Genomic DNA, 21,329 nt, shown 5'->3' with positions numbered 1-21,329 from the left:
CACCCGTACCCCCGGTACTCCGTACCCCCCCGGTACGGAACGGTCTCCCGTACCGACGAACGATCCCGCCGTGCCCCGGCGTTCACTCGAAGGGCACAGTGAGGCAGGCGAGCCGCGCGCCCGCCGTTCCCGCCTCGCCCGGGGTCGTCGCCGTCCCGTGCTCATGGATGACCACCGACCCCGCCCCGCCCGGCCGGAAACGCCAGGTGTGCCGGGACTCCGAGGCGGCCCGGCCGCCGCTGTCGGTCGTGAAGTCCAGCCAGACCTCGTTCTCCCGGTTGGCGTAGGCGGGGTCGGTGGAGGGCTGCTCGGGGTCCTTGACGTTCTGGTAGTGCGGCCCCGCGTCTTCCGGGGTGCGGCCGCACGGTTCGGTGTGCACATGTGCGCCGTACATCCGGTTGGGCAGCAGCCCGCTCACGCCGAGCCGGACATCGGTGGCCGAGTCGGCTGCCTCCCGGCCGGCATGCCCGCCGGCGCGGTCCCCCACCCGCTCGACGACGGCGATGCGCGCGCCCACGGGCACCAGCTTCACGTCGTACGTCAGCGCCGTGGCGAGCCGGGCCGGTGACGGCGGTACGAACACCCCCGCCGCCCTCACCTCCTCCGTCTTCACCCAACGAGTTCCGTCCTGTGCGAACGCGCTGGTGGCCGGCGAGGTGAGCAGCGCCGTGACGGCGAGAGCGGCGGACGCCCTGCGAGGGATCCTCGCGGGCTTCATCAGTTTCACGGGCTTCACGGGTGGTCTCCTTCGATGGCGGGGATGAGGAGTCCAGCGTGGTCGATGGTGGCGGCCCGACGTATGACCTGGCGAGTCCGCGCCATCCACCGCCCACTGAGGCGAGCGTAACGACGAGCACGACCCCTGGCAGCTCCGGAAAGTGACCGTACAACTACCACCGGCAAGCACCAACAGCGCCCCAGCGCGCCGCCCGCCCCACCCGAAAACCCCGCCCGCCGGGCTCCTCCATACGACTGACGACGACCGAAGGACCGACGGCGGCCGAACGACCGACGATGTCCGAACGACCGACGACGACCGACGCGCGGCTTCACGGTGAGAGGAGCGGTTCGGCCCGGCGGGCCGGGCGAGCGGTCAGCCGGGCCCGCGCATGACCGCGCGGCGGGCATGTACTAGAGTTATCTCGACATCGAGATATCTGCCGAGGCGTACCCGCAGCCGCCAGTCGGTAAGGGTTACCTAACCAAGTCTTACCTTAGCGGATCGGCGAGGGCCGTGGCGGCATCGCGCGGCGGTAGTCGGTTATAGAGGTACGGCGCGGTAGTACGCGCACATTGATGAAGGAGACTGTCGTGTCGGCGAACAGCTTCGACGCCCGCAGCACGCTGCGCGTGGGCGGCGAGTCGTACGAGATCTTCCGGCTGGACAAGGTCGAGGGCTCCGCGCGCCTCCCCTACAGCCTGAAGGTGCTGCTGGAGAACCTGCTCCGTACCGAGGACGGCGCGAACATCACCGCCGCTCACATCCGCGCGCTCGGCGGCTGGGACTCCCAGGCCCAGCCGAGCCAGGAGATCCAGTTCACCCCGGCCCGTGTGATCATGCAGGACTTCACCGGTGTGCCCTGCGTCGTGGACCTCGCCACCATGCGTGAGGCCGTCAAGGAGCTGGGCGGCGACCCGGCGAAGATCAATCCGCTGGCCCCGGCCGAGCTGGTCATCGACCACTCCGTGATCGCCGACAAGTTCGGTACGCCCGAGTCCTTCGCGCAGAACGTGGAGCTGGAGTACGGGCGCAACAAGGAGCGTTACCAGTTCCTGCGCTGGGGCCAGACCGCGTTCGACGAGTTCAAGGTCGTCCCGCCCGGCACCGGCATCGTCCACCAGGTCAATATCGAGCACCTGGCCCGTACGGTCATGGTCCGCGGCGGCCAGGCGTACCCCGACACCCTCGTCGGCACCGACTCGCACACCACCATGGTCAACGGCCTCGGTGTGCTCGGCTGGGGCGTCGGCGGCATCGAGGCCGAGGCCGCGATGCTCGGCCAGCCCGTCTCGATGCTCATCCCGCGTGTCGTCGGCTTCAAGCTGACGGGCGAGCTGCCCGCCGGAACCACCGCCACCGACCTGGTCCTCACGATCACCGAGATGCTGCGCAAGCACGGCGTCGTCGGCAAGTTCGTGGAGTTCTACGGCGAGGGCGTCGCCGCCACCTCGCTCGCGAACCGCGCCACCATCGGCAACATGTCCCCGGAGTTCGGCTCCACCGCCGCGATCTTCCCGATCGACGACGAGACCCTCAAGTACCTGCGGCTGACCGGCCGCAGCGACCAGCAGGTCGCGCTCGTCGAGGCGTACGCCAAGGAGCAGGGCCTCTGGCTCGACCCGGCCGCCGAGCCCGACTTCTCCGAGAAACTGGAGCTGGACCTCGCCACGGTCGTCCCCTCCATCGCGGGCCCGAAGCGCCCCCAGGACCGTATCGTCCTGGCCGAGGCCAAGCAGAGGTTCCTGGAGGACGTACGGAACTACGTCACCGAGGACGAGGAGGCGGGCAAGGAGTCCTTCCCGGCCTCCGACGCGCCGGCCTCCGCCGACGGCGTACCGACGCGGCCGACGCTGGTCACGGCGCCCGACGGTTCGACGTACGAGATCGACCACGGCGCCGTCACCGTCGCCGCGATCACCTCCTGCACCAACACCTCGAACCCGTACGTCATGGTCGCCGCCGCGCTCGTGGCCAAGAAGGCGGTCGAGAAGGGCCTGTCCCGCAAGCCGTGGGTCAAGACGACCCTCGCCCCCGGTTCCAAGGTCGTCACCGACTACTTCGACAAGGCGGGCCTGACCCCGTACCTCGACAAGGTCGGCTTCAACCTGGTCGGTTACGGCTGCACCACCTGCATCGGCAACTCGGGCCCGCTGCCCGAGGAGGTCTCCAAGGCCGTCAACGAGCACGACCTGGCCGTCACTTCGGTGCTCTCCGGCAACCGCAACTTCGAAGGCCGGATCAACCCCGACGTCAAGATGAACTACCTGGCGTCCCCGCCGCTGGTCGTCGCGTACGCCATCGCCGGCTCGATGAAGGTCGACATCACCAGGGACGCCCTGGGCATCGACCAGGACGGCAAGCCCGTTTACCTCGAAGACATCTGGCCCACCGAGGCCGAGGTCAACGACGTGGTGGCCAACGCCATCGGCGAGGACATGTTCAACAAGTCCTACCAGGACGTCTTCGCGGGCGACGCGCAGTGGCAGGCGCTGCCGATCCCGACCGGCAACACCTTCGAGTGGGACCCGCAGTCGACCTACGTCCGCAAGCCCCCGTACTTCGAGGGCATGACGATGGACACCACCCCGGTCGAGGACATCACCGGCGCGCGGGTGCTGGCCAAGCTGGGCGACTCGGTCACCACCGACCACATCTCCCCGGCGGGCGCGATCAAGGCCGACACCCCGGCCGGTACGTACCTCACGGAGCACGGCGTCGAGCGTCGCGACTTCAACTCGTACGGCTCGCGCCGCGGCAACCACGAGGTGATGATCCGCGGCACCTTCGCCAACATCCGCCTGCGCAACCAGATCGCGCCGGGCACGGAGGGCGGCTTCACCCGCGACTTCACCCGCGAGGGCGCCCCGGTCTCCTTCATCTACGACGCCTCGCAGAACTACCAGGCGGCGGGCGTCCCGCTGGTCGTCCTGGCGGGCAAGGAGTACGGCTCGGGCTCGTCCCGCGACTGGGCGGCGAAGGGCACCGCGCTGCTGGGCGTGAAGGCCGTCATCGCCGAGTCGTACGAGCGCATCCACCGCTCGAACCTGATCGGCATGGGCGTCCTCCCGCTCCAGTACCCGGAGGGCGCGTCGGCGCAGGCGCTGGGCCTGACGGGCGAGGAGACCTTCTCCTTCACCGGCGTGACGGAACTCAACAACGGCACCACGCCCGGCACGGTCAAGGTCACCACGGACACGGGCGTGGAGTTCGACGCGGTCGTCCGCATCGACACGCCCGGCGAGGCGGACTACTACCGCAACGGCGGGATCATGCAGTACGTGCTGCGGAGCCTGATCCGCAAGTAGGCGCCGACCGCCGCGCCGACGGCGATGAGCCGGGAGCGATGAGCCGGGGGCCGTGACCCGTACGTACGCGTACGGGGCACGGCCCTTGCCGTGTGGCGGCGCGAACTTGCCTTGCGGGCCGTTGCTCTGAGTAATCGGACGCATATACGCTGTGGGGCAGTTGCGCACTCGATCAACACGCGAGACCAACCGAGTGGAGGCAGACATGGCTCGTGCCTGGGAGGCCGATCCGTCCGCGTTATTCGAGCGGCGACTCGGAAAGTCGGCCGAAGAGCTGGGCAATTCCAAGACGGAGGATGAATGCCCGGACATCTGGCGGCTCGACAATGGCGATATCGCGGTGATCGGCAGGGACCTCACGTCTCACTACGCACCGCGACTGCCGGAAGGCGTCGCTCTCGCCGCTGACGAACGGCTCGTGGTCATCCCGGGAAATGTGCTCAGCGCGGCAAAGACGGACATCCCTGATGCCTGACCTCCGCCGCGCCGCCGAGGGCTGAGTCGTGGCGGAGAGCAGGAAGCGGGTCACCGGGCCGTGCCGGTGACCCGCTTCCGGGGTGCAACTCAGGGTGTTACCTGAGCAGTTCCACCTCCGCCAGTGCCGGGGGCTCCGCCGGTGCCGGTGCGCTGTCGTTCACCAAGCGGTACTTCTCGTACGTGCCCGGCCTCGCGATGGTGAAGGCCCGGGTCTGTTTGTCCCAGGTGAAGGACTGGGACGACCTGGTGTCGATGGTGCGCCAGGTGGTGCCGCCGTCCGTCGAGCCCTGGAGGGTCCAGGCCGTCGGGGCCTTCGCGGCCGTCGACGAGGTGAGGGTGTACTGGACCGCTCGGGTTCCGGCGGGTGCCGGGAGGTCCACGGTCCCGACCTGGCCCTCCGTGCGGGAGGAGTTGTCGAAGAGCGGGCCCGACGCGGTGAGCGCGTCGGTCCGCGGGGACGGGGCCCTGTCGTCCTCGGTGATCGAGACCGGGGCGGCGTTGCGGCCCGTGCCCCACTTCGACGGCCGCGGGCCCATCGCGAACTCCAGCGTGCCGCCGCGGGCGATCAGCTCGTGCGGGAGGGCGGTTGAGTTCCAGGACTTGCCGTTGACCTTGAGGCCCTGGACGTAGATGTTCTCGCGGCTGTTCTTCGGGGCCTTGACCACCAGCGTGCGGCCGTTGTCGAGATGGACCGTCGCCTTGGTGAAGAGCGGCGAGCCTATCGCGTACTCCCCGCTGCCCATCACCAGCGGATAGAAGCCCAGCGCCGAGAAGAGGTACCAGCCGGACTGCTCGCCGTTGTCCTCGTCGCCGTGGTAGCCCTGCCCTATCTCGCTGCCGACGTAGAGGCGGCTCAGGACCTCGCGGACCTTCTCCTGGGTCTTCCAGGGCTGCGAGGCCGCGTCGTACATGTACGTGGCGTGGTGGGCGACCTGGTTGGAGTGGCCGTACATGCCCATCCGTACGTCCCGCGCCTCCGTCATCTCGTGGATGACACCGCCGTACGAGCCGACGAACTCCTGGCCGGCCGTCTCGGGCGTCGCGAAGTAGGTGTCCAGCTTCTGCGCGAGGCCCTTCCGGCCGCCGTACAGGTTCGCCAGGCCGCGCGAGTCCTGCGGGGCGGTGAAGGCGTAACCCCAGCCGTTCGTCTCGGTGTAGTCGTACCCCCACACCCTCGGGTCGTACTGCTCCGAGGGAACCCGCCAGTCGCCCTTGAGGTCACGGCCCTGGAAGAAGCCGGCCTTGGAGTCGAAGAGGGTGACGTACTTCTGCGCGCGGTTGCGGAAGTACTCCGACTCCTCCTTGTAGCGCGCCTTCTTGGTCTTCTTGTAGAGCGCCTCGCCCATCTGCGACAGGCCGTAGTCGTTGAGGTAGCCCTCCAGCGACCAGGACAGGCCCTCGTGCGTCTCCGTCGAGGCGTAGCCGAGGAAGGGGGAGGTCTCCATGCCCTTGCGGCCCACGCCCGAACTCGGCGGCACCACGGTGGCGTTCTTCAGCGCCGCTTCGTATGCCGCCTCCGCGTCGAAGTCGACTCCCTTGACATACGCGTCCGCGAAGGCGACATCCGAGCTGGTGCCGGTCATCAGGTCGGCGTAGCCGGGGGAGGACCAGCGGGAGATCCAGCCACCGTCCTTGTACTGCTGGACGAAGCCGTCGACCAGCTCGCCCGCCCGCTTCGGGGTGAGGAGCGAGTACGCGGGCCAGGTCGTCCGGTAGGTGTCCCAGAAGCCGTTGTTGACGTACACCTCGCCGTCGACGATCTTCGCGCCGGTCTGCGTCGGGGTGTCCTGGCCGGCCTTCGGCGAGAAGGGGCTGGCGTACTGCTGCTTCGGACGCGACCGCGAACCGGTGTTCTCGAAGCCGGAGTTGGGATACAGATACAGCCGGTAGAGGCTGGAGTAGAGCGTGGTGAGCTGGTCGTGGTCCGCGCCCTCCACCTCCACCCTGCCGAGGATGTCGTCCCAGGCGTCCTGCGCCCGGTCCTTGACCCGCTCGAAGCGCGTGCCCGCGGGGATCTCGTCGGCGAGGTTCTTCTTCGCCTGGTCCACACTGATCAGTGAAGTCGCGATACGCAGACTGACCGTACGGTCATCCCCCGCGTCGAAGCGCAGATACCCGGTGACATCCGAGCCCCCGCCGCCGGACAGCTTGCCGCTCGCAGTGACGGGCGCGTCGAAGACGCCGTATACGAACAGGCGCGTGGCGCCCGCCGACAGGCCGCTCCTGACATCCGAGAAACCGGTGAAGGAACTGTTCTCCGGATCGAGGGTCAGCCCGCCCGCGTTGGAGATGTTGTCGAAGATCATGCTCGCGTCGGCGCCCGGATAGGTCACCCGCACCATCGCCGCGTGATCGGTCGGCGTCATCTCCGTCCGGAGGCCGTTCTCGAACGTCACTCCGTAGTAGTGCGGCTTCGCCGTCTCGTTCTCGTGCCGGAACGGCAGCGCCCGCGCCGTACGTGACGCGTTGGGCGTGCCCTCGGCGGCCGACGGCATCAACTGGAAGGTCTGCCGGTCGCCCATCCAGGGACTGGGCTCATGGCTGGCGCTGAAGGCCTGCACGGTCGGCAGATTGTCGGCGTTGTTGCCTCGGCTGTACTCGTACAGCCAACTGTTCGACCCGGCGTTGGTCACCGGGGTCCAGAAGTTGAAACCGTTGGGCACGGCCGTCGCCGGGAAGGTGTTGCCGCGCGAGAAGGAGCCGCTGGAGTTGGTGCCGCGCGTGGTGGACGCGTAGTCCGAGAGGTGCGCGAGCCGCTTCTCGGGCGCCTTGGGCGCCAGGGTGATGTCGTCGATCCAGCCCTGGAAGGTGCCGGGGCCCTGCGGCGAGTCGTACGCCACCAGGATCCGGTCGACGGTCCTGCCCGCGGCGACCGTACCGATCCGCGCGTCGACCTGGTTCCACTGGTTGACGTAGAGCCGCTTGGCGGCGCCCTGGCCCTGCGGGGTCAGCAGCCCGCCGTGGGAGTCGACGGCCTTCAGGTCGCTCAGATAGGTGCCGTCGGTGAAGGCGAGATCGACGGAGACGTTCGTGGCCGGGTAGTTCAGATCCGTCTCGCCCATGGCGGGGTAGATCCGGTACGAGAGCGCGGTGTCGCGCCGCACGGCCGTGTTGACGTCGAAGATCTTGTTGTACGAGTACGCCCGCCCGTCCGGCTGGTGCGTACCGGCGTACTTCAGCGCCCGCACTCCGGTGAATCCCGCGGCGGACTTGGCGGTGGGGGAGCCGGAGGGGCCGCGGTCGACCTGGGTGCGCATGTCCTGGGGCGGCGGCGTGCCCGTGTCACCGTTGGAGAACTGGACGTCGGCGAGCTGAGTGGCGTCCGTACCACCGTTGTTGGCCGTGATGTCCAGCCGGTAGTGCTGGTACGCGACGGTATTGGCGAACTCGTACGACTTGGTCTGGAAGCGCTGGCCGAAGGTCTCGCCCGTGCGGGTGTCGAGGTCCTTCCACTCCTTGCCGTCCGCGGAGCCCTGGAGCTTCCAGTCCCTGGGGTCGCGCTCCGCGTGGTCGTTCGCCGAGGTCAGCGCGTATGTGACGACCTTGACCGGGGCGTCGAGATCGAACTCGACCCACGCGGTCCTGCTGAACGCCAGCCACTTGCTGGCCGACTGGACATCGACCAGGTTCTCCTTGGTCTCGCCGGAGCCGGAGTTCTCGCCGCTCGCGCGCAGCTCCACGACCCTGTCGGTGACATTGCCCGGGATTCCGCTGGTGAAGCCGCCGTCGACACCGGATGCCCGCTTCTCTCCGGCGGGCCCCACTTCAACGGTATTGCGCCAGTCCGGCTGTTTTTCGTCCGCCTCGAAGGATGACGTGAATTCCTTTTCCGCGGGCCCGGGCCGGGCGGGCTGTGCCACGGCGGCGGACTGTGCCGTTACGACGAGCAGAGCGGCGGCCGCCACCAGGGCGGCGGTGTGCCATTGTCTGCGCCGGGGTCCGGATCTCTCCTGCATACCGAGCCTTTCCTCCTGCGTACCAAGTCGGACAACGTTGTCAAACGAGAGCGCAGGGTCCAGTAGGGGCCAAGTGCAGGATGGTGTCAAGGGTGTTGCGCGGGTGGAACTTTCGGAATCGGCCATTCCGAAGAGGTCGGAGGTGGTCGAATGAGTACACAACCGGCTCGGATATCCGCGAGGTCTCAACTAGGGAAAGACTGCCGCCCAAACCCGCTTTCGATCTTGCTCAGTTGACGGGAAGTGGACTATACCTGTCGGCGTCCGCCCCTGGTGTTTCCCGCAGTGGCGGACAACATGTAGGGGGACAGGGGACGGCGGGGAGGGCTCTGTCCACTTCCGGCCGGTCCGTCCTGGCCCGTGCTCCCCCGATCGGAGCGAGCGAAGCAGCAGACGCGAGCGACGACATCCGACTCAACGACGCGACAAGCACGATCCTGCACGACCCAGCTTCAATTGACCGCGGTGGCGGGGCCCTTCTCCTCAGGCGAGAAGCACGGGCGACCGGCACACCGCCTGAGTCCTGGAGAAGGCGAGGACTTGAGCATGGGATCCACCTCCGCTCAGCACAACGGGGGCCTCGGCCGTCGTGATGTGATCAAGCGGTCCGCCGCGATCGGCCTGATCACCGTCCCGACGATGAGCTTCCTGGCGTCCTGCGCGAGCAGCGACAGCGGGAGCGACAACAAGGTCGAGAAGGGCGAGAAGTCCGCGAAGAACCCGCTCGGGGTCAACGCGACCGCGCCGCTCGACTTCGTCCTGTTCGACGGCGGTTTCGGTACGGAGTACGCCACGGACGCCGTCAAGCAGTACGAGAAGGCCTTCCCCGAGGCGAAGGTGACGTTCACCCCGACTCAGAAGATCCAGTCGCAGCTCCAGCCGCGCTTCAACGGCGGCACCCCGCCGGACCTGATCGACAACTCGGGCGCCGAGCAGATGGACATGGGCGTCCTCGTCGGAAAGAAGCAACTCGCCGACCTCACCCCGCTGCTGGACGCCCCGTCGTACGACGACCCGGCCAAGAAGGTCCGTGACACGCTGCGTCCCGGTGTCGTCGAGATGGGCCAGTTCGACGGCGACCCGGTCTGGATCATGTACTACGCCTACACGGTGTACGGCGTGTGGTATTCGCAGACCGCGCTCGACAAGCTGGACGCGGAGTACCCCGAGGACTGGGACGCGATGCTGGCCCTCTGCGAGAAGGCCAAGAAGAAGGGCATCGCCGGCTGGACGTACGCGGGCAAGTACCCGTACTACATCCCGTTCTCGCTCTACCCGTTCATCGGCAAGATCGGCGGTCGCGAGGTCCTCGACGCGATCGACAACCTGGAGCCGAACGCCTGGAAGAACCCGGCCGTGAAGTCCGCCTTCGAGGCGTACTACGAGCTGTTCAAGAAGGGTTACATCCTCCAGGGCACCCCCGGACTCGACCACATCCAGTCGCAGACCGCGTGGACCGAGGGCAAGGCGCTGTTCATCCCGAACGGCTCCTGGGTGGAGAACGAGGCGGCCAAGACCACACCGGCGGACTTCCAGATGAAGGTGGCCGCGCCGTCCGGTCTGGACAGCTCGGACAAGCTGCCGTTCGGCACCATCTGGGCCTCGGGCGGTGAGCCCTTCATCGTCCCGTCGAAGGCCAAGAACCCAGACGGCGGCATGGAGCAGCTCCGCATCATGCTGAGCGAGGCCTCGTCGAAGAACTTCACCACCAAGGTCAAGTCGCTCACCTCCTTCAACGGCGGCACCGACGGCCTGACCCTGTCCACCGCGCTCCAGTCCGGTGTCGACGCCCTCGCCAAGGCGGGCGACAACGTGCTGAACCCGCGGCTCCAGGACTGGTACGCCGCCCTCCAGAAGGAGAAGATCGGCGTGGGCGTGCTCGGCGAGATGATGGCCGGCCGCATGACCCCGGCCGAGGCCATGAACAAGGCCCAGGAGTACGCCGACGCGGCGGCCAAGGACAGCTCCATCAAGCACTACAAGCACCAGTAGGAGCGGAAGCGGCCGGAGGCCCCGCCGGGGCCTCCGGTTCCGGCCCGTCGGCCCGTACGGAGTCCGACGGGCTCTCCAGGGCGGCACGGCGGCACCCGCCGGGATTCGGGGTCGGGAGACATGCAACACGGCAAGTACCGGTTCATCGTGGGGTTTCTCGTCGCCCCGCTGGCGCTGTACGCGCTTTTCGTCGTATGGCCGTTCATCCAGTCCATCTATTACTCGTTCACGGACTGGACCGGGCTCAGCCCCGACTTCGCGATGGTCGGCTTCGACAACTACACCCGGATGCTGGACGACAGCACCTTCTGGAGTTCTCTCCGGCACAGTCTGCTCTTCGCGCTGCTGCTTCCGGTGGTGGTGCTCGGACTGGCGCTGTTCTTCGCCTTCATGCTGAATGTCGGCGGGCGCCGGAGGAAGGGAGCCGCGATTTCGGGTGTGCGCGGTTCCGGCTTCTACAAGATCGTGTATTTCTTTCCGCAGGTGCTTTCGATCGCGATTGTCGCGCTGCTCTTCCAGTTCGCGTACAACCCGAACAGCGGTGCCATCAACTCGGCGCTCGACGCGTTCGGTCTGGGCAGTGTGAAGCCGGAGTGGCTGGGCGATCCCGATCTGGCGCTGTGGTGTGTGATGGCCGTCCTGGTGTGGTCCACCACCGGCTTCTTCGTGGTCCTGTTCTCCGCGGGCATGGCCTCCATCCCCAAGGACTTCTACGAGGCGGCGCTGCTGGACGGCGCGAACCGCTTCACCACCTTCTTCCGCATCACGCTTCCGCTGCTGTGGGACACGGTGCAGTCGGGGTGGGTCTACATGGGCATCCTCGCCCTGGGCGCGGAGTCCTTCGCGGTCGTCCAGATCATGACCGTGGGGCCGGGCGGGCCCGCCGATTCCACCAACGTACTGACCCTGCTCGTCTACCAGAAGGCGTTCCGTGACGGTCAGGCGGCCTATGCGACCACGATCGGAGTCGCCCTCCTCGTCGTCACGCTGGCCTTCGCCGCCGTCGTGATGCGGCTGGGCCGACGTGAGCGGCTGGAGTTCTGATGAAGACCACTGACACCTCTCCCCCCGCCGGCGCCCAGGAACCGGCCCCGGCCGCCGAGGCCCCGCCGCTCGCCAAGACGGCGGACCCGCGGCCCGCGAAGGAGACCAAGGGCGGCGTCCTCAGCGTCTTCTCGCACGGTGTGCTGGTCATCTGGGCCATCCTGGTCGTGATGCCGCTGCTGTGGGCGGTCATGACGTCCTTCAAGGACGACAAGTCCATCTTCACCGAGCCGTGGTCGCTGCCGGACACCCTGCACTTCGAGAACTGGTCGCGCGCCTGGACCCAGGCGCATATGAGCGACTACTTCCTCAACACCATTCTGGTGGTGGCCGGTTCGCTGGTGGGGACGCTGCTGCTCGGCTCGATGGCCGCGTACGTCCTGGCGCGCTTCGAGTTCCCGGGGAACCGCTTCATCTACTACCTGTTCATCGGCGGGATGAGCTTCCCGGTCATCCTGGCCCTGGTCCCGCTGTTCTACGTGCTGAACAACCTGGGCCTGCTGAACACCATCCACGGCCTGATCCTGGTCTACATCGCCTACTCGCTGCCCTTCACGGTCTTCTTCCTGACCTCCTTCTTCAGGACGCTGCCCACCTCGGTGGCGGAAGCGGCGATCATCGACGGCGCCTCGCACACCCGGACCTTCTTCCAGGTGATGCTGCCGATGGCAAGGCCGGGCCTGATCAGTGTCGGGATCTTCAACTTCCTGGGCCAGTGGAACCAGTACCTGCTGCCCACGGTGCTGAACACCGACCCGGAGAAGAAGGTCCTCTCGCAGGGACTGGTGCAGCTCGCGGTCAGCCAGGGATACAAGGGCGACTGGTCGGGTCTGTTCGCCGGACTCGTGATGGCGATGCTGCCGGTGCTCGGCGCGTACATCATCTTCCAGCGCCAGGTAGTGGCCGGTCTCACAGCGGGAGCCCTGAAGTAGCGGAGCCGCCGTAGAGGCACGAATCGTACGAACCGCCCGTCGGCACTGGTCGGCGGGCGGTTTGCTGTCTTCCGCATTGCTCAAGGTCTTGACGGGGAGCGGCCCGAAAGGCTGAGCTTAGGGTTCACAAGTTGGAGATACGTCGGGGTCTCATTGGCGCGGCCCCGGCCGGCGGCGGCGGTCGTGCCGCCTGCCAAGGGCAGGAGTGGATGAGTCGTGGAGACTCCAGGGTCGCAGTCGTCTCTGCACCGGGCCAACCTCGAACGGGTCGTACGCGCGGTGCGTATGGCCGGTTCGCTCACCCAGGCGGAGATCGCCCGGAGCACGGGACTGTCGGCGGCCACGGTCTCCAATATCGTCCGCGAGCTGAAGGACGGCGGCACGGTCCAGGTCACGCCCACCTCGGCGGGCGGGCGCCGGGCCCGCAGCGTCTCGCTCAGCGGGGACGCCGGCATCGTCATCGGGGTCGACTTCGGCCATACCCATCTGCGTGTCGCCGTCGGCAATCTCGCCCACCAGGTGCTCGCGGAGGAGTCCGAGCCGCTCGACGTGGACGCCTCCTCCGCCCAGGGATTCGGCCGCGCCGAGGAGCTGGTCGAGCGGCTGATCGTGACCACCGGAGTCAGCCGCGCCAAGGTGGTCGGCGTCGGACTCGGCGTGCCGGGGCCGATCGACGTCGAGTCGGGCACGCTCGGCTCCACCTCGATACTGCCGGGCTGGAGCGGTATCAACCCCAGCGACGAACTGGCCGCGCGCCTGGGCGTACCGGTGTACGTGGACAACGACGCCAACCTGGGCGCGCTCGGCGAGCTGGTCTGGGGGAGCGGCCGCGGGGTCAGGGACCTGGCGTACATCAAGGTCGCCAGCGGGGTCGGCGCCGGGCTGGTCATAGACGGCCAGATCTACCGCGGACCCGGCGGTACGGCCGGTGAGATCGGCCACATCACGCTGGACGAGTCGGGCCCGGTCTGCCGCTGCGGCAACCGCGGCTGCCTGGAGACCTTCACCGCCGCCCGGTATGTCCTGCCGCTCCTGGAGTCCAGCCACGGCGCCGATCTGACGATGGAGCGCGTCGTCCAGCTCGCCCGCGAGGGCGACCCGGGCTGCCGCCGGGTCGTCGCCGATGTCGGCCGCCACATCGGCAGCGGGGTGGCGAACCTCTGCAACCTCCTGAACCCCAGCCGGGTGGTGCTCGGCGGGGATTTGGCGGAGGCTGGGGAACTGGTGCTGGGACCCATCCGCGAGTCGGTCTCCCGGTACGCGATACCCAGCGCCGCCCGGCAGCTCTCGGTGCTTCCCGGGGCGCTCGGCGGCCGGGCCGAGGTGCTCGGCGCACTCGCCCTCGTACTGAGCGAGATGGGCGATTCGACCCTTTTGGAAAGTGTCATTCCAGCCACCACGCCTGCCTTCACTTAGATAACGAATGGCACCGTTGTCATCTCGTTAAGGATTTACTCCTTGACGCCGACCCCGGAGCCGAGTTGACTTCCAGCCACCTCGGCCGCAACGACGCGGCCTCGTCAGGGAGGTTTGTGAAGTGAACGCAAAGATGCGTCGTGCTGCCGTGGCCACCGCCACCACCGCGCTGGCCGTCTCCCTCGCCGCCTGTGGCAGCGCGAAGGAGTCCGGTGACAGCGCCGAAGCGTCGAAGTCGGACAACAAGGGCCCGATCACGATCGGGCTGCTCCTGCCGGAGAACGAGACCGCCCGGTACGAGAAGTTCGACAAGCCGCTGCTGGAGAAGAAGGTCAGCGAGCTGACCGGCGGCACCGGCAAGGTCGTCTACGCCAACGCCAAGCAGGATGCGACTCTGCAGAACCAGCAGGTCGACACGATGATCACCAACAAGGTCGACGTGCTCGTCGTGGACGCCGTCGACTCCAAGGCCATCGCCAGCTCGGTGTCCAAGGCCAAGGAGTCCGGCATACCGGTTGTGGCGTACGACCGACTGGCCGAGGGGCCGATCGACGCCTACACCTCCTTCGACAACGAAGAGGTCGGCCGGGTCCAGGGCAAGGCGCTTCTCGAAGCGCTCGGCGACAAGGCCAAGTCCGGCGACATCGTGATGATGAACGGCGCCGTGACCGACCCGAACGCCGCCCTGTTCAAGAAGGGCGCGCACTCCCAGCTCGACGGCAAGGTGAACATCGGCAAGGAGTACGACACCAAGGAGTGGAAGCCGGAGAACGCCAACGCCAACATGGAGGGCGCCATCGCCGCCATCGGCAAGGACAAGATCATCGGCGTCTACTCCGCCAATGACGGCATGGCCGGCGGTATCATCACCGCCCTCAAGGGCGCCGGCTTCACCAAGCTCCCGCCGGTCACCGGCCAGGACGCCGAACTCGCCGGTGTGCAGCGCATCGTCGCGGGCGAGCAGTTCATGAGCGTCTACAAGTCCTACCCCGAAGAGGCCGCCGTGGCCGCCGAGATGGCCGTCGCGCTCGCCAAGGGCGAGAAGCTCGACTCCATCGCGAAGGACACCGTCGACAGCCCGACCACCAAGGGTGTTCCGTCGGTGCTCGTCCCGGTCGTGTCGCTGACCAAGGACAACATCAACGACACCGTCATCAAGGACGGCATCTACACGGTCGGCGAGATCTGCACCGGTGGCTACAAGGCCGCCTGTGACGCGATCGGTCTGAAGTAGGTCTTCCGGGGACCCCGAGGTCCCTGCCGGGCCCGCCCGGCGACCTGCCCCGGTGAAGCCTGTCCGGCACCCCGCCCACTCAACAGCCCCGCAGCTAGGGCGGGGTGCCGGATGGAACCACCTCGGCCGCCGTGCCGCGCACCGTGCCCCCGCACCGCGTGGCCGGCTCCCTCCGTTCTCTTCTGCTCGACCTCCGCGCCTCCCCCCGGCGCGGCATCCCCGCCGGTCAGGCGGCGAAGGAGATGGTTCACGTGACCGCTACGCCCGTGCTGGCGTTGCGAGGGGTCTCCAAGCGATTCGGTGCCGTCCAGGCGCTCACCGATGTAGAGCTCGAGGTCCACTCCGGTGAGGTGGTCGCCCTGGTCGGCGACAACGGCGCCGGGAAATCCACGCTGGTGAAGACCATCGCCGGCGTGCACCCCATCGATGACGGCGTCATCGAGTGGGAAGGCAGGCCCGTCTCGATCACCAGGCCGCACGACGCCCAGACCCTGGGCATCGCCACCGTCTACCAGGACCTCGCGCTGTGCGACAACATCGATGTCGTCGGCAACCTCTTCCTCGGCCGTGAACTGCGGAGCTGGGGCGTGCTCAACGAGGTCGAGATGGAGCGCCGCTCGCGCGAGCTGCTCACCACCCTGTCGATCCGCATCCCGAGTGTCCGTATCCCGATCGCCTCGCTCTCCGGCGGCCAGCGCCAGACCGTGGCCATCGCCCGGTCCATGCTCGGCGAGCCCAAGCTCGTCATCCTCGACGAGCCGACCGCGGCCCTCGGTGTGGAGCAGACCGCCCAGGTGCTCGACCTGGTGGAGCGGCTGCGCGAGCGCGGTCTCGCCGTACTGCTCATCAGCCACAACATGGCGGACGTCAAGGCCGTCGCCGACAAGGTGGCCGTGCTCAGGCTCGGCAGCAACAACGGCGTCTTCGATGTCGCGTCCACCTCGCAGGAAGAGATCATCGCGGCCATCACCGGAGCCACGGACAACGCCGTGACCCGCCGCCAGTCGCGCACCGTGGAGGTTCAGAAGTGAGTACGGAGAACACCTCCCCCTCGGCCGGCCAGGCGGCCACGTCGCTGGACAAGGCCCCCGCGCCGGTCGACGCGCCCGCGGCCGCGGACGGCGCGGTCACCGCGGTCGACCCGCGGCTGCTCGTACGGGAGCAGGGGTTCGGCGGCTATCTGGCGGAGTTCAAGCGCAAGATACGCGCCGGTGACCTGGGTTCCATCCCGGTCGTCCTCGGTCTGCTGATCATCTGTGTCGTCTTCCAGAGCCTGAACTCGAACTTCCTGTCCGCGGAGAACCTCAGCAATATCTCCGTGGCCATGGTCGGCACCGGCATGATCGCCACCGGTATCGTCTTCGTCCTGCTGCTCGGCGAGATCGACCTGTCGGTCGGCTCGGTCAGCGGTGTGTCGGGCGCCCTCTTCGCCGTGCTGAGCGTCACCCACGGGGTGAACGACTGGCTGGCCCTCGTGATCGCCATCGCCGGCGGCGCGCTCATCGGCGCGATCCACGGCTTCTTCTTCGCCCGGATCGGCGCACCCGCGTTCGCCGTCACCCTGGCCGGTCTGCTCTTCTGGCTCGGCTTCATGCTCCAGCTCCTCGGCGACTCCGGCACCATCAACCTGCCGGCGGACAGCGTGGTCGCCAAGCTCACCACGTACTACTTCACCGATGTCGCCGCCGCCTACGGGCTCGCCCTCGTCGCGGTCGTGGTGTTCTTCGTGACCTCCTTCCTGGACAGCCGCCGCCGCGAGGCCGCCGGTGTGCCGTCCCGGCCGCTGAGCGAGATCGTGCTGCGTACGGCCGTCCTCGCCGTCGTGGCCTTCGCCGCGGCGATCATGTTCAACCAGTACAAGGGTCTGCCCCTCGCCCTGGTGATCTTCCTGGCGGTGCTGGTCATCACCGACTTCGTACTGCGCCGCACCACCTACGGCCGCAAGATCTTCGCGCTCGGCGGCAGCGTCGAGGCCTCCCGCCGCGCGGGCATCAACGTCACGCTGATCCGGATCTCGGTCTACTCCATCGCCGGTACGTTCGCCGCCGTCGGCGGTCTCTTCATCGCCTCCAAGATCGCCGCGGCCAACCAGGGCGCCGGTACCGGCGACCTGCTGATGAACGCGATCGCGGCGGCCGTCATCGGCGGTACCAGCCTCTTCGGCGGCCGCGGCCGCACCTGGAACGCGCTGCTCGGTGTCATGGTGATCACCTCGATCCAGTACGGCCTCGCCCTCCAGGGCATCGCCACCCCGATCGTGTACATGATCACCGGCGGTGTGCTTCTCGCCACAGTCGTCATCGACTCCATCACCCGCAAGACGCAGAAGACCGCGGGCCGCGCCTGACCGGCCGGCCCTTGCGCGTCCGTACGGGCCCGTGCCCGGCACCCTTCCCGGGGTGCCGGGCACAGGTGTGTTCCGGATGACGCCCATATGACCTACATACGTCCGATCGAGTGATGAACTATCCACGGCCCACTGACGAGGGGCGCGAGCGGAACATTAGACTCGCCGGATCGGCACAGCCCGACCAGCTCAATCGCAAGCTCATACGCAAGGAGGCACAGTGAAGCAAGTGCCGCGCGACGCGCGCCGAGCAGGGGCGGGGGTGGGCGAATGGGAGTTGATGACCCGCATCAGAGGCCCCCGCGATCTGGACCGGCTCGGCCCGGAGCAGCTTGAGGAGCTGGCCGCGGAGATCCGGTCCTTCCTGGTGGACGCCGTCTCCAAGACCGGCGGCCATCTCGGCCCGAACCTCGGTGTCGTGGAGCTGACCATCGCCCTGCACCGTGTCTTCCACTCGCCCAAGGACAAGATCCTCTTCGACACGGGCCACCAGTCGTACGTCCATAAACTGCTCACCGGCCGTCAGGACTTCTCCCGGCTCAAGAGCAAGGGCGGCCTGTCCGGATACCCGTCCCGCGCCGAGTCCGAGCACGACATCATCGAGAACTCGCACGCCTCCACCGTGCTCGGCTGGGCCGACGGCTTCGCCAAGGCCAACCAGGTCCTCAAGAAGGACGACCACGTGGTCGCGGTCATCGGGGACGGCGCGCTCACCGGCGGCATGGCCTGGGAGGCGCTGAACAACATCGCCGCCGCCAAGGACCGCCCGCTCGTCATCGTCGTCAACGACAACGAGCGCTCGTACGCACCGACCATCGGCGGCCTCGCCGACCACCTCGCCACCCTGCGCACCACCGACGGCTACGAACGCTTCCTGGCCCGCGGCAAGGACATCCTGGAGCGCACCCCGGTCGTCGGCAGGCCCCTCTACGACACCCTGCACGGCGCCAAGAAGGGCCTCAAGGACTTCATCGCCCCCCAGGGCATGTTCGAGGACCTCGGCCTCAAGTACGTCGGCCCCATCGACGGCCATGACATCGAGGCCCTGGAGTCCGCGCTGCTGCGCGCCAAGCGCTTCGGCGGCCCGGTCATCGTGCACTGCCTCACCGAGAAGGGCCGCGGCTACCAGCCAGCGCTCGCGGACGAGGCGGATCGTTTCCACGCCGTGGGGAAGATCCACCCCGACACCGGGCTCCCCATCGCGTCCTCGGGCATCGACTGGACCTCCGTGTTCGGCGAGGAGATGGTCAAGCTCGGCAGGGAGCGCGAGGACATCGTCGCCATCACGGCGGCCATGCTCCACCCCGTGGGCCTCGACCGGTTCGCGAAGATCTTCCCCGACCGGGTGTACGACGTGGGCATCGCGGAGCAGCACGGCGCGGTCTCCGCGGCGGGCCTGGCCACCGGCGGGCTCCACCCCGTCTTCGCCGTCTACGCCACCTTCCTCAACCGGGCCTTCGACCAGGTCCTGATGGATGTCGCCCTGCACCGCTGCGGAGTGACGTTCGTCCTCGACCGCGCCGGGATCACCGGCACCGACGGCGCCTCGCACAACGGCATGTGGGACATGTCGATCCTTCAGGTCGTGCCGGGCCTGCGGATCGCCGCGCCGCGCGACGCCGACCAGGTACGCGCCCAGCTCCGCGAGGCGGTGGCGATCGACGACGCCCCGACCGTGGTCCGCTTCTCCAAGGGCGCCGTGGGACCCGCGGTCGCCGCCGTCGGCCGCGTCGGCGGCATGGACGTGCTGCGCAGGCCGGCCGAGGGCCCGGCGGACGTCCTGCTGGTCTCCGTCGGCGCCCTCGCCCCGATGTGCCTGGAGATCGCCGGGCTCCTCGACAAGCAGGGCATCACCACCACCGTCGTCGACCCGCGCTGGGTCAAGCCGGTGGACGAGGCGCTCGCCCCGCTCGCCGAGCAGCATCGCGTCGTCGTCACCGTCGAGGACAACAGCCGCGTCGGAGGCGTCGGTTCCGCGATCGCCCAGAGCCTGCGCGACGCCGGTGTCGACGTACCGCTGCGGGACTTCGGCATCCCGCCGCGCTTCCTCGACCACGCCTCCCGCAAGGAGGTCCTGGCCGAGATCGGCCTCACCGCCCCGGACATCGCCCGCCAGGTCACCGGCCTGGTAGCACGGCTGGACGGCCGGCTGGAGGACTCGCCCACCGAGGCCGCCCGCGACTGAGGCGGCTGTCCCCCGAACGACTGATGGGCCGGTCGGTCCGCCCTGTACGGGTGGTCCGACCGGCCCATCCGTGTGAAATTCGACGTTGCGGGTATCCGGCGGTGCGCGACCTCCCGATCATGTGCGGAACGACGCGCGCACGGAGGTACGCCGGTGAGTACACAGCATGCCCCGGAACCGGTGGGGGAGGGGATGTTCCGCACCAAGGGCGTGGAACAGTCCATCCGTGACACCGAGGACCCCGGGTTCGCGCTCAGGAAGTCGCTCTCCGCCCTCGATCTCACGGTCTTCGGCGTCGGCGTGATCATCGGTACCGGCATCTTCGTACTGACCGGAGTGGTCGCCCGGGAGAACGCGGGCCCCGCCACCGCCATCGCGTTCGTCGTCTCGGGTGTCGTCTGCGGTCTGGCCGCCCTCTGCTACGCCGAGTTCGCCTCGACCGTGCCGGTGGCCGGTTCCGCGTACACCTTCGCGTACGCCTCGCTGGGCGAGCTGCCCGCCTGGATCATCGGCTGGGACCTCGTCCTCGAACTGGCGCTGGGGTGCGCGGTCGTGGCGGTCGGCTGGTCCGGCTATGTGCGCGTGCTGCTGGGCAACGCGGGGCTGAGCCTGCCGGAGCCCCTGTCCGGCACCCACGGCGACCGGTTCGGTTTCGATCTGCTCGCCTTCATCCTCGTACTCGCCCTGACCGCCGTCCTCGTCGCCGGAGTGAAGCTCTCCTCGCGGATCACCGCCGTCATCGTCGCCGTCAAGGTCACCGTCGTCCTGATCGTGATCGTCGTCGGCGCGTTCTTCATCACCGCGTCGAACTATCAGCCGTTCATCCCGCCCGCCCGGCCTCGCCCCGCCGCGGGCGGCCTGACCGCCCCGCTGATCCAGCTCATCGTCGGCTACACCCCCACCGACTTCGGTGTCATGGGCATCTTCACCGCCGCGGCCGTCGTCTTCTTCGCCTTCATCGGCTTCGACATCGTCGCCACCGTCGCCGAGGAGACCGTCAGCCCCCAGCGCGACGTCCCGCGCGGCATCCTCGGCTCGCTCTTCATCTGCACCCTGCTCTATGTCGCCGTCTCGCTCGTCGTCACCGGCATGCAGCACTACACACAGCTCTCGGTGGACGCCCCGCTCGCCGACGCCTTCAAGTCCGTCGGCCATCCCTTCTGGGCCGGGCTCATCAGCTTCGGCGCGGCCGTCGGCCTCACCTCCGTCTGCATGATCCTGCTCCTCGGCCAGACCCGGGTGTTCTTCGCGATGAGCCGCGACGGACTCCTCCCCAGGACCTTCTCCCAGGTCCACCCGCGCTTCGGCACGCCGTACCGCTCGACCGTGCTGCTCGGGCTGGTCGTCGCGGTCGTCGCGGGCCTCACCTCCATCCAGGAACTCGCCGAACTGGTCAACATCGGCACGCTGTTCGCCTTCGTGGTGGTCGCGGCAGGTGTGATCCTCCTGCGCCGGCGCCGCCCCGAACTGCCCCGGTCCTTCCGTACCCCGTTCGTCCCGTATCTGCCGGTCGCGTCCGTGCTCGCCTCGCTCTGGCTGATGCTCAACCTGCCCGCCGAGACCTGGCTGCGCTTCGGGATCTGGATGGCCGTCGGACTTGTGGTCTACGCGCTGTACGGACGCGGCCACAGCCGCCTCGGAGCCTCCCACTGACGCCGCCAGCGGCTCGTCCCGGCCCGCCCGCCATGCTCGCCGAGCCGCTGGCGTCGTCCGTGCGGTG

Annotated in this window: 13 protein-coding genes; 11 read left to right on the top strand and 2 right to left on the bottom strand. The window is 68.2% G+C overall.

Going from position 1 to position 21,329, the window contains the following annotated elements; all coding sequences use genetic code 11:
* Positions 1–82: 82 nt before the first annotated feature.
* A complete protein-coding gene (locus tag WH07_RS21130) occupies positions 83–736 on the bottom strand; it encodes a superoxide dismutase family protein (protein WP_232788995.1) in 654 nt (217 codons plus the stop codon).
* Between the two features lie 560 nt (positions 737–1,296).
* On the opposite strand from WH07_RS21130, the gene acnA reads away from it, so the two are divergent.
* Positions 1,297–4,026 (top strand): aconitate hydratase AcnA, encoded by a 2,730-nt coding sequence (gene acnA, locus WH07_RS21125; protein WP_198533847.1) that lies wholly within the window; start codon positions 1,297–1,299, stop codon positions 4,024–4,026.
* A 205-nt stretch (positions 4,027–4,231) separates the two neighbouring features.
* Positions 4,232–4,501: a hypothetical protein gene (locus WH07_RS21120; protein WP_046502281.1), complete on the top strand. Its 270-nt coding sequence runs from the start codon at positions 4,232–4,234 to the stop codon at positions 4,499–4,501.
* Between the two features lie 97 nt (positions 4,502–4,598).
* Here the strand turns inward: WH07_RS21120 and WH07_RS21115 are convergent, their stop codons facing one another.
* A complete protein-coding gene (locus WH07_RS21115; protein WP_046502278.1) occupies positions 4,599–8,459 on the bottom strand; it encodes a GH92 family glycosyl hydrolase in 3,861 nt (1,286 codons plus the stop codon).
* A gap of 546 nt (positions 8,460–9,005) precedes the next feature.
* Between WH07_RS21115 and ngcE the strand changes: the two genes are divergently transcribed.
* The 9 genes from ngcE to WH07_RS21070 all read left to right on the top strand — a co-directional run bounded on the left by ngcE (position 9,006) and on the right by WH07_RS21070 (position 21,262).
* A complete protein-coding gene (gene ngcE, locus WH07_RS21110; RefSeq protein WP_046502275.1) occupies positions 9,006–10,451 on the top strand; it encodes an N-acetylglucosamine/diacetylchitobiose ABC transporter substrate-binding protein in 1,446 nt (481 codons plus the stop codon).
* A gap of 120 nt (positions 10,452–10,571) precedes the next feature.
* Positions 10,572–11,495 carry a carbohydrate ABC transporter permease gene (locus WH07_RS21105; RefSeq protein WP_046502273.1) on the top strand — a complete coding sequence of 308 codons (924 nt, stop codon included), beginning with the start codon at positions 10,572–10,574 and terminating at the stop codon, positions 11,493–11,495.
* The gene (locus tag WH07_RS21100; RefSeq protein WP_046502270.1) at positions 11,495–12,427 is read left to right on the top strand and encodes a carbohydrate ABC transporter permease; all 933 of its coding nucleotides are present in this window, start codon (positions 11,495–11,497) and stop codon (positions 12,425–12,427) included. Before WH07_RS21105 ends, WH07_RS21100 begins: the two co-directional genes overlap by 1 nt.
* A 216-nt stretch (positions 12,428–12,643) precedes the next feature.
* Positions 12,644–13,843: an ROK family transcriptional regulator gene (locus WH07_RS21095; protein WP_046502268.1), complete on the top strand. Its 1,200-nt coding sequence runs from the start codon at positions 12,644–12,646 to the stop codon at positions 13,841–13,843.
* A gap of 133 nt (positions 13,844–13,976) precedes the next feature.
* A complete protein-coding gene (locus WH07_RS21090) occupies positions 13,977–15,077 on the top strand; it encodes a substrate-binding domain-containing protein (RefSeq protein ID WP_046502266.1) in 1,101 nt (366 codons plus the stop codon).
* A 242-nt stretch (positions 15,078–15,319) separates the two neighbouring features.
* Complete coding sequence (locus WH07_RS21085) at positions 15,320–16,108, top strand: ATP-binding cassette domain-containing protein (RefSeq protein WP_046502290.1); 789 nt, start codon at positions 15,320–15,322, stop codon at positions 16,106–16,108.
* The gene (locus WH07_RS21080) at positions 16,105–17,424 is read left to right on the top strand and encodes a sugar ABC transporter permease (protein ID WP_079023410.1); all 1,320 of its coding nucleotides are present in this window, start codon (positions 16,105–16,107) and stop codon (positions 17,422–17,424) included. Before WH07_RS21085 ends, WH07_RS21080 begins: the two co-directional genes overlap by 4 nt.
* A 280-nt stretch (positions 17,425–17,704) precedes the next feature.
* Positions 17,705–19,609, top strand: a complete 1,905-nt coding sequence (gene dxs, locus WH07_RS21075; protein WP_046502263.1) for a 1-deoxy-D-xylulose-5-phosphate synthase — start codon at positions 17,705–17,707, stop codon at positions 19,607–19,609.
* A 192-nt stretch (positions 19,610–19,801) separates the two neighbouring features.
* Entirely contained in the window at positions 19,802–21,262 is a 1,461-nt protein-coding gene (locus tag WH07_RS21070; RefSeq protein ID WP_046502259.1) for an amino acid permease, read from the top strand.
* The last annotated feature ends 67 nt before the right edge of the window (positions 21,263–21,329 follow it).

The organism is Streptomyces odonnellii (genome assembly GCF_000981895.1).
Classification (GTDB): Bacteria; Actinomycetota; Actinomycetes; order Streptomycetales; family Streptomycetaceae; genus Streptomyces; species Streptomyces odonnellii.
The sequence above is the reverse complement of the archived record's forward strand: the minus strand, read 5'-3'. Positions and strand labels throughout refer to the sequence as shown.

What these genes read in the sequence shown, in the direction of transcription:
- WH07_RS21115 (WP_046502278.1), bottom strand. Translation starts at nt 8,459, where the DNA reads ATGCAGGAGAGATCCGGACCCCGGCGCAGACAATGGCACACCGCCGCC.
- ngcE (WP_046502275.1), top strand. Translation starts at nt 9,006, where the DNA reads ATGGGATCCACCTCCGCTCAGCACAACGGGGGCCTCGGCCGTCGTGAT.
- WH07_RS21070 (WP_046502259.1), top strand. Translation starts at nt 19,802, where the DNA reads ATGTTCCGCACCAAGGGCGTGGAACAGTCCATCCGTGACACCGAGGAC.
- dxs (WP_046502263.1), top strand. Translation starts at nt 17,705, where the DNA reads ATGACCCGCATCAGAGGCCCCCGCGATCTGGACCGGCTCGGCCCGGAG.
- WH07_RS21085 (WP_046502290.1), top strand. Translation starts at nt 15,320, where the DNA reads ATGGTTCACGTGACCGCTACGCCCGTGCTGGCGTTGCGAGGGGTCTCC.
- WH07_RS21100 (WP_046502270.1), top strand. Translation starts at nt 11,495, where the DNA reads ATGAAGACCACTGACACCTCTCCCCCCGCCGGCGCCCAGGAACCGGCC.
- acnA (WP_198533847.1), top strand. Translation starts at nt 1,297, where the DNA reads ATGAAGGAGACTGTCGTGTCGGCGAACAGCTTCGACGCCCGCAGCACG.
- WH07_RS21090 (WP_046502266.1), top strand. Translation starts at nt 13,977, where the DNA reads ATGCGTCGTGCTGCCGTGGCCACCGCCACCACCGCGCTGGCCGTCTCC.
- WH07_RS21105 (WP_046502273.1), top strand. Translation starts at nt 10,572, where the DNA reads ATGCAACACGGCAAGTACCGGTTCATCGTGGGGTTTCTCGTCGCCCCG.
- WH07_RS21120 (WP_046502281.1), top strand. Translation starts at nt 4,232, where the DNA reads ATGGCTCGTGCCTGGGAGGCCGATCCGTCCGCGTTATTCGAGCGGCGA.